Origin of the sequence: Rhodococcus sp. NPDC079359 (assembly GCF_040702585.1) — a bacterium.
Taxonomy (GTDB): Bacteria; Actinomycetota; Actinomycetes; order Mycobacteriales; family Mycobacteriaceae; genus Rhodococcoides.
Genome location: NZ_JBFBLH010000002.1, coordinates 189,044 through 204,988, shown reverse-complemented (window position 1 = coordinate 204,988; position 15,945 = coordinate 189,044). Strand labels below are relative to the sequence as shown.

General features: G+C 65.0%; 15 protein-coding genes. 8 read left to right on the top strand and 7 right to left on the bottom strand.

The features are described 5' to 3' along the window. Positions 1–64: 64 nt before the first annotated feature. A complete protein-coding gene (locus AB0362_RS05630; RefSeq protein WP_094632868.1) occupies positions 65–964 on the bottom strand; it encodes a LysR family transcriptional regulator in 900 nt (299 codons plus the stop codon). A gap of 140 nt (positions 965–1,104) precedes the next feature. Here AB0362_RS05630 and AB0362_RS05625 point away from each other — a divergent pair, with 140 nt between their 5' ends. Further along, complete coding sequence (locus AB0362_RS05625) at positions 1,105–1,794, top strand: SDR family NAD(P)-dependent oxidoreductase (RefSeq protein ID WP_366235116.1); 690 nt, start codon at positions 1,105–1,107, stop codon at positions 1,792–1,794. 50 nt (positions 1,795–1,844) lie between these two features. Here the strand turns inward: AB0362_RS05625 and AB0362_RS05620 are convergent, their stop codons facing one another. Beyond that, on the bottom strand, positions 1,845–2,759 hold the full coding sequence (locus tag AB0362_RS05620; protein ID WP_366235115.1) for an aldo/keto reductase: 915 nt from the start codon (positions 2,757–2,759) through the stop codon (positions 1,845–1,847). A 170-nt stretch (positions 2,760–2,929) separates the two neighbouring features. On the opposite strand from AB0362_RS05620, the gene cynS reads away from it, so the two are divergent. Further along, positions 2,930–3,379 carry a cyanase gene (gene cynS, locus AB0362_RS05615; RefSeq protein WP_366235114.1) on the top strand — a complete coding sequence of 150 codons (450 nt, stop codon included), beginning with the start codon at positions 2,930–2,932 and terminating at the stop codon, positions 3,377–3,379. 9 nt (positions 3,380–3,388) lie between these two features. On the opposite strand, the gene AB0362_RS05610 is transcribed toward cynS, so the two are convergent. The 3 genes from AB0362_RS05610 to AB0362_RS05600 are packed head-to-tail and all read right to left on the bottom strand — an operon-like array spanning position 3,389 to position 6,472. After that, entirely contained in the window at positions 3,389–4,657 is a 1,269-nt protein-coding gene (locus tag AB0362_RS05610) for an alpha/beta hydrolase (protein ID WP_366235113.1), read from the bottom strand. A gap of 37 nt (positions 4,658–4,694) precedes the next feature. Then, a complete protein-coding gene (locus AB0362_RS05605) occupies positions 4,695–5,669 on the bottom strand; it encodes a phytanoyl-CoA dioxygenase family protein (protein ID WP_366235112.1) in 975 nt (324 codons plus the stop codon). Continuing rightward, positions 5,660–6,472 carry a class I SAM-dependent methyltransferase gene (locus tag AB0362_RS05600; protein WP_366235111.1) on the bottom strand — a complete coding sequence of 271 codons (813 nt, stop codon included), beginning with the start codon at positions 6,470–6,472 and terminating at the stop codon, positions 5,660–5,662. Before AB0362_RS05600 ends, AB0362_RS05605 begins: the two co-directional genes overlap by 10 nt. A 63-nt stretch (positions 6,473–6,535) precedes the next feature. Here AB0362_RS05600 and AB0362_RS05595 point away from each other — a divergent pair, with 63 nt between their 5' ends. Beyond that, complete coding sequence (locus AB0362_RS05595; RefSeq protein ID WP_366235110.1) at positions 6,536–7,396, top strand: class I SAM-dependent methyltransferase; 861 nt, start codon at positions 6,536–6,538, stop codon at positions 7,394–7,396. A gap of 113 nt (positions 7,397–7,509) precedes the next feature. On the opposite strand, the gene AB0362_RS05590 is transcribed toward AB0362_RS05595, so the two are convergent. Continuing rightward, positions 7,510–8,160 carry an LppP/LprE family lipoprotein gene (locus AB0362_RS05590; protein ID WP_366235109.1) on the bottom strand — a complete coding sequence of 217 codons (651 nt, stop codon included), beginning with the start codon at positions 8,158–8,160 and terminating at the stop codon, positions 7,510–7,512. 181 nt (positions 8,161–8,341) lie between these two features. Further along, positions 8,342–9,238, bottom strand: coding sequence for a hydroxymethylglutaryl-CoA lyase (locus AB0362_RS05585; RefSeq protein WP_366235108.1), 897 nt, complete (start codon positions 9,236–9,238; stop codon positions 8,342–8,344). A 137-nt stretch (positions 9,239–9,375) separates the two neighbouring features. Between AB0362_RS05585 and AB0362_RS05580 the strand changes: the two genes are divergently transcribed. The 5 genes from AB0362_RS05580 to AB0362_RS05560 are packed head-to-tail and all read left to right on the top strand — an operon-like array spanning position 9,376 to position 15,906. Then, complete coding sequence (locus tag AB0362_RS05580; RefSeq protein ID WP_366235107.1) at positions 9,376–10,041, top strand: GntR family transcriptional regulator; 666 nt, start codon at positions 9,376–9,378, stop codon at positions 10,039–10,041. After that, on the top strand, positions 10,038–11,243 hold the full coding sequence (locus AB0362_RS05575) for a CoA transferase (protein WP_366235106.1): 1,206 nt from the start codon (positions 10,038–10,040) through the stop codon (positions 11,241–11,243). Before AB0362_RS05580 ends, AB0362_RS05575 begins: the two co-directional genes overlap by 4 nt. Positions 11,244–11,294: 51 nt before the next feature. After that, the gene (locus AB0362_RS05570; protein ID WP_366235105.1) at positions 11,295–13,391 is read left to right on the top strand and encodes a hydantoinase/oxoprolinase family protein; all 2,097 of its coding nucleotides are present in this window, start codon (positions 11,295–11,297) and stop codon (positions 13,389–13,391) included. Then, positions 13,391–15,280: a hydantoinase B/oxoprolinase family protein gene (locus AB0362_RS05565; RefSeq protein WP_366235104.1), complete on the top strand. Its 1,890-nt coding sequence runs from the start codon at positions 13,391–13,393 to the stop codon at positions 15,278–15,280. The genes AB0362_RS05570 and AB0362_RS05565 overlap by 1 nt, the downstream gene beginning before the upstream one ends. After that, positions 15,277–15,906, top strand: coding sequence for an isochorismatase family protein (locus AB0362_RS05560; RefSeq protein ID WP_366235103.1), 630 nt, complete (start codon positions 15,277–15,279; stop codon positions 15,904–15,906). The genes AB0362_RS05565 and AB0362_RS05560 overlap by 4 nt, the downstream gene beginning before the upstream one ends. Positions 15,907–15,945 lie beyond the last annotated feature (39 nt).

Here is a 15,945-nt window from a genome sequence, read left to right as displayed (position 1 = left end):
AACGAGAGTGTCACGCCCGACTATGCCGCGTCCAACACTAAAAAAATCTGAGATAAAGACTGGATCAGTCTTGAACCGGGGTAGGCAAGATTTCCTCTGCGATCCGGAGCGCGACCGCCATGGCGGGACTCGGCGGTGCGCTGGACCACGCAATCGCGTGTGGCATGTACACCGGCTCACCGGTCAGCGGGACGAACACAGTGCCTGGGGGAAGAATCTCCGCAATGCCGTCCGACATCAGAGCGACGCCCACTCCCGCGGCCACCAGCATCAAGATCATGTACGGGTCGGTGATCTCCTGAACGATCTGCGGACGGAACCCGGCGTCCAGGCAGGCCCGCATGGCAATTTCCTGCAGTGAAGATCCTGCGGAGATCGGTGTGGTGACGAACCCGTCGTCGGACAGGTCGCGCAGATCGATCTTCGCCTCGCCGGCCAGCCGGTGATCGGACGGCAGTACCGCGCCGAACGGTTCGCGTCGGATGAGTCGAGTGGTAACCGACGGCGACGTCACGGGCAAGCCGACGAAGGCCAGGTCGAGAGCTCCACTTTCGATTTGGTTCACTGCGTCACGAGTCATGATCCGCCCGACGAGGGTCAGTTCGATATCTGGATGGCGCTGGCGAAGCGTTCGGGTGAGCGGAGGTAGCGCGCGATGGTTGAGGACGCCGGTGAAGCCGATCCTGATTCTTCCGTACACACCTCCCTCGGATGCGCGCGTCGCGTGCCGAGCGGTTTCGATACCTTCGAGGACTCGGTGTGCGTGCGGGAGAAACGCATGGCCGGCAGCAGTCAGCTCCACACTTCGTGTGCTTCTGTCGAACAGGGTTGTCCCGAGATCTTTCTCGAGTTTGCGGATTGTCTGACTCAACGGAGATTGAGCCATTCGTAGTCGTTGCGCGGCACGGCCGAAGTGAAGTTCTTCGGCAACGGCTACGAACGATTCGAGCCAGCGAATTTCCACGAGATTTCTCCGGTCGTCAGGGTGGAGGTTGACTACTGTGCTCCACGTCATATAGTCCGTTGAGAATACAGTGAATCACATTTTATGTGCCATATGTACATAGAGAATGTGGTGCTGCCACTCGATCGAAGGAGCACGCCATGACTGCCTACCCCGCCGACGCCACTGCGCTGATCACGGGCGGTGCCAGCGGAATCGGGGCAGCCTGCGCGACACGATTGAGGGACTCGGGAGTTCGGGTAATTACTGCCGATATTGTCGGCGGTGACGAATTCCTCGATGTGTCCGACGCACGCGCGGTGGATGAGCTGCGAAGCAAGATCGGACGAGTGGACATCCTGATCAACAGTGCAGGTGTCGTGGGGCCGTCGGCCCCTCTCGTGGATGTGGAACTGGACGAGTGGCGTCGGACATTCCGAATCAATGTCGACGGCACCTTCTTGATGTGCAAGGCGTTCGTTCCGGCCATGGTGGGCAACGGTTGGGGACGGATCATCAACCTCGCCAGCATCGCAGCCAAGGACGGAAACCCGCTCCAAAGCGCTTACTCCGCGTCGAAGGCCGCTGTGATCGCACTGACGAAATCTTTGGGCAAGGAGATAGCCACCACCGGCGTGCTCGCCAATGTGGTTGCGCCTGCGGCGGTATCGAGTCCGATGAACGCGGGCACCGACCCAGCGATTCTCGCGCGGTCGCAAAGCCTGACCCCTATGGCTCGCATGGGACTGCCCGCGGAGATCGCCGAACTCGTTGCGTGGTTGGCGTCGAACGAACTGAGCTTCTCCACCGGCGCGGTCTACGACATCAGCGGTGGGCGAGCGTCCTACTGAGGTTGTGATCGGTCAATTGTTCGATCCCGTGAGGAGGCTCTACAGAGCTGTCATGTCCATGCCATTCGTGATCGGTTGTCCCAATAACCTTCCGGGTCTTCCGCAAGTTTCAGATCGCTCGCTGTGATCAGTTCGCGGTCGATCGACAGCGCGGCAATGTTCTGCTCGAGTTGCGTCACAGTTGCCGCGCCGGAGAGCACGACATCGGCCCACGGTTGCGCGAGTGCAATCGCCAGTGCGACTGCGTCACGACCGACCCCGGCGGAATCCGCGACCCTGGCTAGTGGGGAATCTTCTGCCACCAGCCGGCCGTTGGCCATCGCCTCTTTGACGACGACGAACCAGCCGGCCTCGTGTGCACGTTCCAGGGCGGGGCCGACGGACGGCTCGAGCGGGTTCCACGTCGACTGCACCGAGCTGAACACTCCGATGTCCAGCGCTGCGTGCACCACGTCGGCTTGATGCGGCCCGCTGGTGCTGATGCCGATTCGGGTGCCGCTGTCGGCAATGGCGCGCAGATCGTCGAGCAGTGCAGTGTCGCTCAGAGCTGGACTGTCCGGGGTGACGCTGTGAATCAGGTAGTGGTCCGGCGCGCCGCCGAGATCGCGCAGGGTTTGGGGCCACTGTTCGGCCAAGCGTGCAACCGAGTGCTCTTTGACCTCGTGTTCTGCGGCACCCCGCTGGAAATCGGCGACGTAGGCGTAGCCCCATTTCGAGCCGATCGTAAGGTGCTCGCGCCGATTCGGATGCCGAGACAGCCAGCTGCCGAGGAACCGCTCGGCCAGGCCGTAGGACCGAGCGGCGTCGAAGTGTCGAACTCCGCTCTCCCACGCGGCGTCGAGTACCGAGTGGCACAGCTGCTCCAGGGCAACCGGATCAAACCGCCCGTCCACAGCTTTCGAGTGCCCGATCGTCAGGTACTCGGGACGTCCGAGTGCGGCAAGGCCGAGGCCGAGTTGCGTCATGTCGTCAGTACTTTCGTTGTGTCCGTGCCGGAAACAGCCACCATATCCGTGATCGGACAACGTGCACGTGGTCGATGCCAGATGTTGCGAGACGGCTGTATGCCGCTGAGACTGGAAGTCCAGGCCCAATCGGGTGTGCGCTTGTAGGACGACCACGAAGGAGAGAGCTGTTGACCGACTTTGCAGGTAAACCGTTGATCGGCGAGATTCGATTGGCACGTGTGCGTGCCGGATTGAGTTGGGCCGCATTGGCAGAAGCCATCGACATGCCGGTGGCCTGGACGGTGTCGGCACTCTACGGCCAGCATCCTCTCAGCGTCGCTCATGCCGATGTGCTCGCCGAGAAGCTCGGGATGGCCGAGGGCTCGTTGTTCGAGCTGACCCTGGCTCCTTATCGCGGATCACTCGACATCTCTTCGGACCCCACGGTCTACCGATTCCACGAGGCGCTGGAGGTGTACGGACCCGCGCTCAAAGAACTGATCGCCGAGGAATTCGGCGACGGCATCATGAGTGCCATCAATTTCACGATGAACATCGAGCGACGCCCGCACGAGGACGGAGATCGCGTCGTGGTGACGTTCGACGGGAAGTTCCTCGACTATCGATGGACCGAATAGGCCGAAAATCTATGGCCAGGTGGCCGATTCGGAAGGCGGGCCGGCCAATGCGCGTCGCATCCAGCCGTACACCCGCTCGTCGTTGAGCAACGTGAAGTGATGCGCGCTGTTGATCGCCAGACCGTCGTCCGGACGAAGTCCTATGTCGCGCAATTTGTTCCGGCCGCCGGCGCTGTCGGTACGGACGAGGCCGTCGCCGACGAAGATCCCTACCGGGTGTCGCGGGTTTCCGGTGACGACCGCGGAGGCGTGATGATGCCGAACCCCCTCCGGAACCGAGATGTCCGCGGCTGCTCCGACGTCGAATCCGTCGGCGTAGCTGGGATGTCCCTCTGCCTCGGTGATCGATCCGTGGACCAGGTCGCGGATTCCGGCGCTGCGACGCGCCAGGAGGTTCGCGAACGGCCGGGTCTCGGGCGCGAGGGCCAGAGCCGCGACGGCGAGATGTACGCCGTGTGCGAGTGGCGCACCCAGATGCGGTGTCCCCAGGGTGAATACGTCCGTCAACAGGTCCACCCACCGGCGGCCGGTCTCGGCAGCGTGATGAGCTGCGCTGCGCGAGACCAGGCCTCCCATGGAATGGCCGACCAACGTGATTCGGTGCACCCTGACAGGCCATGCCGTCACGAGCTTTTCCAGTAGGTCCGACAGTTCGGCACCGTTCGCGGCGATGCGACGTCCGGTGTTGTAACGCAAGAAGATCGAAGTGGTGTCGGCTTCGGAATCCAGCCGCTCCCCGTACGTGGGCCGGCCACCGAGCCGCCACGCGGATTCGGTCTCGACGAGCCCGTGCAAGAACAGCACCAGGTGCGCTCCCGCGTCGGGGAACGCCGCAGCCAGAGCGCGGTACTTCGGGAGCACCGGGCGTCCGTCGACGCGTATCGACATCGGATAGGCGAGGACCCGGGCGGTCTGCTCCATGTCGTCGCCGATCAGGCCGTGCAGCACAGCGATGGTCTGGGCCCCGAGGACAGTGTGCGACGGCGACGGGCGGTGGTCGTCCTCCGTCGCTTCGTTGCCGTCGGTCAAGGCGCCGACAGCCTTGGCTGCGCCGCGGCACGCGGCCACGATGCTCGAGTAGGTGCCCGCGGCGATCGCGTCGTGCATCAGCTGTGTCGGTAGAACCGCGGGACCGACGCCGAGTCGCACGGCAGCGAAGGTTCGTCGCGCGATGGCCGAGTGAACTGCGCGAACGCCACCCGCGGCCGACGCCAGTTCTCGAAGGGCGAGCTCGCCGAGTTCGCCCAACTCCTGTGTGCGCTGAGTTTTCGTCCCCACCGCTTCCAGTGTACGTATGTCCACTGAACCCGTCGGATCAGTCTCGGCGGCCCACTACTGGGTTGAGTTCGGAGGCCGCGAGGCCACCGGGCTCCACGCCGGGTAAGAATTCGCGCCAGGTGCCGCTGATCAGCGTCGGCGACTCCACAACCCGAGCCCCGTCGGCGAAGTAGGTGGTGGCCAAAGCTCGGCGTGGCTGTGTCGTCCGGTTCGGCCCCGCAGTGTGGAAGCACAGCGCGGAATGGAAGGACACGTCGCCGACCGCGAACGGCTCGGACTCCACCGCAACACCGCGGTCGACGAAGCGATGAGCGACAGCCTCGTCGTACGACGTGCCGACCTTGTCGAACTCCAGGTCCGCAACCTCGTTCAGTACATCTCGGCCACGTGCGAACGACAGCGGACCCATGCGGCCGGGGATCGCCGACATCGGCATCCACGCGGTGACCGCCTGCGTGGTCTGCAGCGGGAAATGCTCCGCGTCGTGATGCCACGGTGTGCGGCCGCAGCCGGGCTCCTTGGACAGCGCGTTGTCGTGGTAGAGCCGCACGGCCGGTTCGCCCAAGAGCGCCGCCGCCAGCCCTCCGATCCGGGGCGACAGCGCCACCGCGCGCATCAGGTCGTCGTGCAACCACATCTGCTCCAACGCGGTGAACCGGCCGGACACGTTCTCGCCGTGCTCGGCGCGTAGTAGCTCCTCGAGGCGTTCGGCGAGGCGTCGGACAACGGCAGGCGACAGCACCGCGGGCAGCCGGACGAAGGCATCGCGAGTGAAGGCTTCGACCGCAGCAGGGGAGAGGTCGTACGGCTCGGCAAGCTCACGCTCGATTTGCTCGTCCGTGGCCGCGTCGACGTCGGGTAGGCCCGGCCCGTCGACCAATTCGGCGGGTGCGGTGTCGTTGGCGGCCAGCGTGACGTACCAGTCCCACCAGTCCTGATCGTTGCCTGCCCAGTCCTGATCGATGCCGCCGTCGCGGTTCTGCTCGGGGAGCCTGTCGTTCGTCAGAGCCACAGCAGGGCCGCCTCGTGCGAGAAGGTGTAGGAACCCGACGCGTCGCGACAGGAGGCTAGGTAGTCGCCCAGCACCGGTGCTGCCTCCATCTCCTCCAGCGACACGGAGTCGTCGAAGGCGCAGCGCTGCAGAAAGCCCTCGGCGACAACACGATCGGATGTCCCGATGGTGTACGTGACGCGCTGGTCACGCACATCCGCGCCGGCTCGAATCAGCGCGTCGCGCACCTGCTCGGCCGTCGTGTACGGGGTCGCGTCACGCACGCCGGCGCGAAACGCGTCGTAGAACGCCAGGTAGTGGGAGCTCGCCGTGGCCTGCGCGACCAAACCGAGGCCGCCGGGGGCCAGCGCAGCCACGAACCGCTCGGCCGCGCTGTCCAACTCGGCCGGCGGGAGGGCGTACAGCGCGTGGGTGGCCCACACGATGTCGTACCCGCTCCGATCGGCGGGTAGGTCCTGCAGAGTCATCACCAAGTCCTCCCGAGGCACGAACGGAGCGCCGAGCGCACCACGCGCCTCGGCCACCGAGAACGCAGACGGGTCGAGCAGGTCGTAGGCCAGCTCGGGCACCGCCGACAGATCGGTGTAGCGGCGCAGTGCGGTGGGGAACTTGCCGCTGCCGCAGGCCACGTCGAGCAGCGACCAGCCCTCGTGCGCGTGCTCGGCGAGCAGGGCGGGCCAATCGGCTGCCAACGCGAGCTGGTGGTAGTCCTCGGTGGCCAGCGCGTAGAACGCTTCCATGCCCCGGCGTCCGGCCTCGCTCCAGTGCTCGAGACTGCGATCGGCTGTGTCTCCGCTGCTCACGCGATTCCTCCTAGGAAGCCGACCTCGATGCACCGGATGGGGCGTCGTGGTTGACTCGGTCCAATGTCCAACATAGCTCCGACTTCGTCGACCGACACCGCAGCCGTGCTTCTCGACGGGTTGCGGGCGGGGCGGCGCGGCGCAGCGGCCCTCGCCGGTCTCGAGCCTGGCTCCTACGCTCGTGGGCACGCCGCCTTCGAGCTCCTCTCCGACCAGCGCGGCCTGATCGCCGAACACCTCGCCGGCCGGCTTGTAGGGATGGGCGACGGACCGATCTCGGTACTGTCGGTGGGCTGCGGCGACGGCTCCCTGGACGTCCGCCTCGCCGCGGGGCTGATGCAGCAGGTGCCCGGCCGACCGGTGCGGTACGTCGGCATCGACCCCTGGCCCGGCAGCGCAGCGTTGTTCGCCGCCAAGATGGCCGCTCTGACGGCCGAGGAGCTCGACGCCGATGCGTACGTCGCGTCGTTCGACGACGTCCCGGTGGACGAGACTTTCGACGTCGTGATGTTCGTGCACTCGATGTACTACGTCGCCGACGTGGGAGCAACCCTGCGCGGCGCGCTCGACCTGCTGCGACCCGGCGGCGAGCTGTGGGTGGCCGTTGCACCGTCGGCCGCGCTCAACGCTCTGGTCGGTGTGCTCGCCCCGCCGCTCGAGGGCCACCGGCAGTGGTTCAGCGCCGACGTCGACAAAGCGTTCGTGGACAACGGGATTGCCCTCGACGACACGGTCACCCTGGACGCGATGGTCGACCTCTCCACCGCGACCGACGAGGTGCTGGACTTCGCGGTGCAGGCCCGGCTGACGCCCGAGTTGCATGGGCCTGTACGTGCCTACCTCGACGCGGTCTCGGTGCCCGGTGCCGATGGCAGGCCTCGGGTGCCCCACCCGGTCGACGTGTTAGCCGCGACCCGTCGTTGAGAGATCGTCGCCGCGAATCAGCTCCCCGGACCCGGATATCCGACGCCGATCGGAGGCGTAAGTCGCGAAAGCCAGGAGCCGATCCGGTGAACGGTGCCAGCGTGAATCGGGTTCTACGCCGTCGGCGGCGGGAAGTGGCCGGTATCGCCTCGAGGATTCATCACGGTGCCGTCGTACTCGAATGTCATCACCGACGGTCCGCCCGTCGGGCAACAGAAGGAGTCGCCGTCTGCCAACCAGTTGTATCGCACGTCGACGCTCGTGTCGGTGGCCCCGACGACGGTTGTGTAGCTGTACGGCTTGCCCGACGCTTGGCCGATGTAGCGCCCGCTGCTGTGGAAGAACATCACGTGCGAGTAGTAGGTTCCGTTCCCGGTGGTGGTGTCTCTCGCGAGTGCCCACGAGATGGTCGGGCAACCTTCGGCGCTGGTACCCGGCGTGTGATCGATGACCGTCCACCCGGTCTCGATCGGAGCCCACAGTCCGGCGATCGCGTCCTGAACCACGGGAGACGACGGATCGACGCACGGCACCACCCGCTCGTTGGGAGGGGGAGAGCCCGCACCGTCTGCGGACTCGGGGGCCGAATCGGCGGCGTCGACCGGTGCCGGTGCCTCGGGAGCCGGTGTGAGTGCTTCTGCACCAGGATTCGGCGGGGAGGAACTGCTCGACGCCGGGGCCGAGATGGGTGCCGAACTCGACGGCGGCGCGGAGGTGACGGCCGCGTCTTCGCTTCCACACGCCGCGGCGAGGAGTGCCGTCAATGCGATCACGGTGCATGAGGTCTTCGAGCGAGCGGCCATCTGTCCCCCTGTGGATTTCGACCTGAAGAGTCGGTGCAGGATTCCGAACCGGTCGGTCCGTTGTGGAGGATGTCGGATCAGCGACAGAGTTCGTTACCTCACCGCAAGTAACGAAATGGTCGCGATTCGACGACAGGCAGCGTCACCCGCCGGGGAAGCCCCCGGCCCGTCCGAGTAGGGCGGGCACCTGTTTGCCCAGTGCATTCCCGAGCCACGCCGCGGCATCGACCAGAACCTGTTGGCGCACAACGGTTTCGACTCCGGATCGATCAAGTGCATAGATCAGGTCCTCGGACGCTATGTTGCCCGTTGCCGCGGGGGCGAACGGGCAACCCCCGAAGCCGCCGATACTGGCATCCAACGCTCGCGCACCCGTCTCGAGAGCAGTCAACGCATTGGCGTAGCCCGTGTTCCGCGTGTTGTGGAAGTGCCAGCGCTGTGGGATTCCCGGTGCTCGTGTACTCGCAATGTCGGCCAACACGCGGACCTGCGCCGGCACACCGACGCCGATGGTGTCCGCCAAGGCGATTTCCGACGGTCGGTCGTCGGAGAACTGCGCGAGAATCTCGCCCACGTAACCAGGATCGACTTCTCCGCTGAACGGACAACCGAACGCCGCCGCGATGGTGACGGTGGTGGCCAAGCCCGCGGATCCAGCGTCTCGAATGACATCGCGCGCAGTCGACACTGCCTCTGCGACTGAGCAATTCTGATTTCGCCGGCTGAACTCCTCGGATGCGACGACCACCACGTTGACCTCGTCCACGCGTGCGTCGATCGCTCTGTCGAGTCCGCGGCGATTCAGCACGAGGCCGATGTAGGACACGTCGTCGCGTCGTTCGATCCCGGCCATCACCTCCTCGGCCCCGGCCATCTGTGGCACCCGGCGAGGGTTCACGAAGCTGACCGCTTCGATTCGCCTCGCTCCCGCGGCAACGCTTCGGGCGATCAACTCGATCTTCTGATCCACCGACAATGCAGTCTTCTCGTTCTGCAATCCATCACGCGGGCCTACCTCGACAAGTTGCACAGACGTCATCCTTCGATCCTTCTCTCCGCTCTCGTTGTATGCAACACCTGTGTTTCTTTCGGGGAAAATTTGCGATTCTCGTGGACAGGAGGTGGGGATGGTCCTAAGTTGTGAACAACCAGCCCATCTTCGATCGGAGGCCTTCAGTGGCCAGAGCCGTGGATCGTGTGTATTCCCACCTCCGGGACGGGATCATTGCGGGCACGTACGCGCCCGGTGCCAGGCTGGGTGAGGTCGATATCGCCGAGCTGACCGAGACCAGTCGGACGCCCGTTCGTGAGGCCCTGCGGCAGCTGGAGATGGAGGGGCTCGTCGAGGTGGTTCCGCATCGCGGAGCTCGTGTGTACACCTGGACGGCAGACGATCTCGAGGAGATCTACGACCTCCGTATGACGCTGGAGGCCATGGCTGCTGCTCGCGCTGCTCGTCGGATCGAGGAGAAGGACCTCGACCGGCTGAGCGAACTCTGCGATCTCATGGAATCGTCGGCGGCCGGAGACGCCGGCCAGAGGCTCGACCTGATGGCGCAGTTGAACGACGAGTTCCATGCCATCGTGCGTACCGCCGCCGCCAGCACGCGCCTGCTGACGATGTTGAGCGCGGTCATCCAACTCCCCCTCGTGATGCGCACCTTTCATCGCTACTCGCCTGCCGATCTCTCCCGCAGTCACGCACACCATCGAGATCTGGTGGCCGCGTTGAGAAGCGGAGACGAGATCTGGGCCGACTCGGTCATGCGGGCGCACGTCCGCGCTGCGAAACACGTTCTACTGCAATCTCTCACGCCCGACGAAGCCAAGGAGTCCGAATGAGCGAGGCCGCAACAGGGCCGTTGTCCGACCTGCGAGTAGTCGAGATGGGTCAGTTGTTGGCAGGACCGTTCTGCGGACAGCTCCTCGCAGATTTCGGAGCCGAGGTGATCAAGCTGGAGCCGCCGGGCAAGGGTGACCCGATGCGGCAATGGGGTCGGGAAAAGCCCCACGGCAAGTCGCTGTGGTGGCCGGTGGTGGCGCGGAACAAGAAGTCGGTGACATGCAACCTCCGCACCGAAGAAGGACAAGCGTTGGCGCGCAACATCATCGGTAAGTCGGACATCGTCGTCGAGAACTTCCGCCCCGGCACCCTCGAGCGATGGGGGCTCGGGTACGAGGATCTGCGCACACTGGACCCACGCCTGATCATGGCCAGAGTCACCGGCTACGGCCAGGACGGGCCCTACTCTCCCCGTGCCGGGTTCGGCTCGATCGGTGAGGCGATGGGCGGAATCAGATACGTGACGGGAAATCCGGATCTGCCACCCTCTCGGGCCGGAATCTCGCTCGGCGACTCCCTGGCCGCGGTGTTCGCGACGATCGGCGTCCTGACGGCCGTGCACCACCGGGAGCGAACGGGGCGTGGGCAACTGGTGGATTCGGCGATCTACGAGGCCGTGCTCGCGATGATGGAATCATTGCTCCCGGAATACGAGATCGGCGGCTACCAGCGCGAACGCACCGGTTCGGTGCTGCCGAACATCGCGCCGAGCAATGTCTACCCCACGAAGGGCGGCGAGATGATTCTGGTTGCTGCGAACCAGGATTCGGTATACGCCCGTTTGGTCACCGCCATGGGTCGGGCCGATCTCGTATCCGATCCCCGGTACGTCGACCACGCGTCACGCGGAGTGAACATGGCCGAACTGGACGACGTCATCTCGGCGTGGACCGCAGATCTGGGAACCGACGAGGTTCTCGACATCCTCCACGAAGCCGGTGTTCCCGCCGGCCGCATCTACACCGCTCGCGATATGTTCGACGATCCGCATTTCGCGGCTCGCGAGGCCATCGTGCGTCTGGCTCATCCCGATTTCGGCGAGATCCCGATGGCGGGTGTCGTGCCCAAGCTGAGCGACAGCCCCGGAGCCGTCCGGCATGCAGGACCTGAACTGGGAGAACACAACTCGGACATCTACGGATCGCTTCTCGGTCTCACCGAGGCCGAACGGGCTGCGCTCGTCGACCGCGGCATCATCTGAGCTCGACCGCATCGTCCCCACTCACCGCACCGCACACCACCGGAGATCATCATGCGCTATCGACTCGGAGTCGACGTCGGCGGAACATTCACCGACGTTCTGCTTCTCGAAGAAACGACCGGTACCACCTACAGAGCCAAGACTCCGTCGACACCAGCCGATCAGTCCGTCGGGGTGTTGAACGGCATCGACAAAGTGTGCTCGGAGGCCGGCATCGAACCGTCGGAGATCGATCAGGTGCTCCACGGCACCACGGTGGCGACCAACGCCATCCTGCAAGGCCGGGGAGCGCGCGTCGGACTCGTCACCACGGACGGGTTCAGGCAGGTCCTGCAGATCGCCAGATCGTACGTACCGGGAGGGTTGGCGGGCTGGATCATCTGGCCGAAGCCCGAACCGCTTGCAGCGCTGGAGAACACCGTCGAGGTCGTGGGTCGTCTGGCGGCGGACGGCTCCGAGGTGACGGCGCTCGACGAGAACCAAGCTCGGGGGCAATTACGGCGCCTCGCCGGTGCCGGCATCGAAGCGCTGACGATCTCGCTCATCAACTCCTATGCGAACGACGCACACGAGAAGAAGATCGCCGAGTGGGCTGCCGACGAGCTCCCGGACATTCCGATCTCCATCTCCAGTCAGGTCCTGCCCGAGATGCGGGAGTACGAGCGGACCCTGACCACCGTGGCCAACAGCTACGTGCAGCCCGAGGTGTCGCGTTACGTACGCAATCTCGACAACTCGTTGCAGGACAGGGGAATCAAGGCTCCGCTGTCGATCCTACGAAGTGACGGCGGACTGGTGCAGTCGGCTAAGGCATCGGAGGCACCGGTGTCGTTGCTGCTCTCCGGCCCGGCCGGCGGCGTCACCGGTGCCGTGTGGTTCGCCGAACAAGCCGGTTTCTCCGACTTCCTCACCTTCGATATGGGCGGGACGTCCACAGACGTCGCCCTCGTGCTCGGTGGGCAACCACGTATCGGCCGTGAGACCAAGGTCGGCGACCTCGCCGTCCGCGCGACGAGCGTGGACGTGCGAACGGTCGGTGCCGGTGGCGGTTCCATCGCGCACGTGCCCGAGTTGACGCGCGCTTTGAGGGTCGGGCCGCAATCGGCCGGGGCCGACCCCGGGCCTGCCGCCTACGGAAAAGGCGGAACCGACCCGACGGTGACCGACGCGAACGTCGTTCTCGGTTACCTCCCAGCCTCCTTGGCGGGCGGGGAGGTAGATCTCGACGCCGACGCGAGTCGCACCGCGGTGGCGACGATCGCCGAGGCCATCGGCTTGGCCGGTCCGGAGGAAGCCGCATCCGGAATTGTCGACATCGTCAACGAGAACATGTTCGGCGCACTGCGATTGGTCAGTGTGCAGCAGGGCTACGACCCTCGCGATTTCGCACTCGTCTCGTTCGGTGGTGCCGGGCCGCTGCACGCGAACGCGCTGGGTCGACTCACCGGGTCGTGGCCGGTGATCGTGCCACCGTCTCCCGGGGTTCTCTGCGCGTACGGCGACGCCACGACGTGTCTTCGGGACGAGGCTGCGCGCACCATGGTTCGTGCCTTCTCCGACATCGACGACGGCGAGTTGCGCACAGCTCTTGCCGAATTGGCCGACGCGGCGTCGACAAGGCTTTCGGCCGAGGGGGTGCCAGCAGACCAGCAGACTGCCACGTACCAGGTGGACCTGCGCTATCAGGGTCAGGGTTTCGAGATTCCCGTCGACCTCGACGCGTCCGCCCTCGATTCGGGGGAGCTGTTGTCCACTCTCGGCTCTGCTTTCGACGCCGAACACCAGCGACTGTTCTCGTTCCTGCTCAAGAACGAACGGGAGGTCATCAACCTCCGAGTCACGGTCAGTGGTCCACGCCCCGAGGTGGCGTTCCAGCCGTTGGAGGACGGTGGCGACGATCCGTCCGCGGCGTTGATCACCACGAACGACGTGTGGATGGACGGGCAGTACGCAAAGGCCGGCATCTACGACCGCTCGAAACTGTTGGCAGGCAACGTCGTGACGGGTCCGGCAGTGATCACGGAGATGGACTCCACCACGCTGGTGTTGTCCGGGCACACGGCCACGGTCCACCGCAGCGCATGCCTTCTCATCAACCCCGTCGGCACCGACGACACCCATCGCACCACTCGACTGCAGGAGAGCTGATGGCCACCATCATCGAGACCTCGAAGACCCCGTTCACCACGGTTCCCGTCGACCCGATCACGCTCGACATCATCGAGAACGCCTTGCGAAACGCCCGCGCCGAGATGGACGAGGTCCTCTTCAGGACGGCACTGTCACCGGGTATCCGCGAACAGCACGACGAATTTCCCCTCATCGCCGATCCGAGCGGCAAGATGGTGGTCGGGCAGTTCGGCCTGTCCGTTCCCGACTTCCTCGACAACTTCTCCGGCACCGTCGGCGAGGGCGACATCCTGCTCACCTCCGATCCTTACGCGTGTGGTGCTGCCATCAGTCACGCCAACGACTGGCTGATCGTGTTGCCCATCTTCCACAGCGGACGCGTCGTCGGCTGGTCGTCGATGTTCGGGCACATGGCCGACGTCGGAGGTAAGACGCCGTCGTCCATGCCGACGGACGCGCACACGATCTTCGAGGAAGGCGTGATCATTCCGCCCTTCAAGCTCTACAGCGCAGGCGAATTGAACGAGACCGCGCTGGACATCATTCTCAATCAGGTGCGCAAGCCGGACTGGAACCGGGCAGACCTCAACGGACTGGTCGCGGCGTGCACCACCGCGTCGCGGCGCATCGTCGAGCTGTGCGACCGGTTCGGCGTCGACGTGTATCTGTCGGCGCTCGACGCGTTGCTCGACAGGAACTATCAGGCCATGAAGGTGCTGCTCGCGATGCTGTTCGTCGATGGCGAGACCATCGAGTTCAGCGACTTCATCTGCGATGACGGATGTGGTTACGGCCCTTACGAACTGACCATCGAGCTGACCCGCCACGGGGAGAAGATCCACCTCGACTTCAGCAAGGCCGCACCGCAGGCCGTCGGTCCGATCAACTACTTCATCAACGAGAATCTCGTCCGCATGTTCTTCGGCATCTACGTCATCACCGTGGCCGACCCGCAGATTCTGTGGAACGACGGCTTCTATCCGTTGATCGACGTGACCATTCCCGAGGATTCGTTCTGGAAGCCGCGCTATCCGGCTGCACTCAACGGCCGCAATCACGGAATCGGTCGTGTCTTCGACCTTTTCGGTGGGCTGCTGGGCAAGAACAACCCCGAGATTCTCAACGCCGCCGGCTTCTCGTCGTCGCCGCACTTCATGTACTCCGGTCACTACGACGGGGGCGCGCGGGACGGGGAGTGGTTCCAGCTGTACTCGATCGGATTCGGAGGTATCCCCGGTCGTCCGATGGGAGACGGGCCGGACGGTCACTCGCTGTGGCCGTCGTTCGTCAACATCCCCTGCGAGTACCTCGAGTCCTACTATCCGCTGCGCATCGAGCGGTGGGAGACCGTCACCGACACCGGCGGTGCCGGGCTTCATCGCGGCGGCAACGGCGTCGACGTGGCGTACTACTTCGAGGAGCCGGGCACCATCGCCATTCACGACGACAGGTGGCTCACGTATCCGTGGGGTGTCAACGGCGGTAAACCCGGTGCGCGAGGAAAGAAGTGGATCGTTCGCGCGTCGGGTGAGGTCGAGGTGTTGGCCAGCAAGATCCACGAGGTGCCGGTGGGCCGAGGCGATGTGCTGCACTTCGTCACGTGGGGCGGCGGCGGTTGGGGTGACCCGCTGACCCGGGATCCCGAACTGGTCGGTCTCGAAGTTCGGCGGGGTCTGGTCAGTACCGAGGGTGCCCGCATCGGCTACGGAATCGTCTGCGATGCCGACGGTGTCGTCGATTCGTCCGCCTCCGAGGCCGCTCGCAGTGAGATGTCTGCCGCGCGCGGGGAGATCGAAGTGTTCGACAAGGGGCCGTCGATCGAGAAGATCCTCGAGCGGTGCGAGGCCGACACCGGACTGCCCGCACCGCGTCCGCCGGTGAACGTCCGAAAGGCAGTGCGCGCGTGAGCGACACCCTCGGGTCGTACCGGGAATCGGGATTCGCGGGTGAGCTGGGCCCCGGCCGTAGCCCGGCGGTTCTGGTGGTCGACATCGTCGCGGCCTACCTGGTGGACGGCTCGCCCCTGCGTGCCCCGGTGGAAGCGGCAGTAGAGGCTGCGGCACAGCTGGTTTCGTCCGCACGATCAGCCGGTGTTCCGGTCGTGTTCACCCGGGTCAGCTATCAGCCCGGCGGAACCGACGGCGGGCTCTTCACGACGAAGATTCCGGCTCTGACGGTCTTCGAGGAAGGCTCGGAACTGGGCGAATTTCCCGTCGACCCCCGTCCGATCGCCGGGGAGACCGTGGTGACCAAGCAGTATGCGAGTGCATTCTTCGGTACCTCTCTGGCGGCCACCCTCACTGCCCGCGGCATCGACACGCTGTACATCTGTGGGTTGACCACCAGCGGCTGCATCCGTGCAAGCGCGACCGACGCACTGCAGCACGGCTTCCGTCCTCTGGTGGTGGCAGATGCGTGCGGTGATCGTGAGCCGGGGATGCACGAGTCGAACCTGCTCGACCTGCAGGCGAAATACGCAGACGTCATCGATCTCGCGCAGGCAATCGAACGGTTCGGGGAGTCTTCTGGGTGACGGCTATTCGAGCCACAGATGAAGATCAGCCCCTCATAT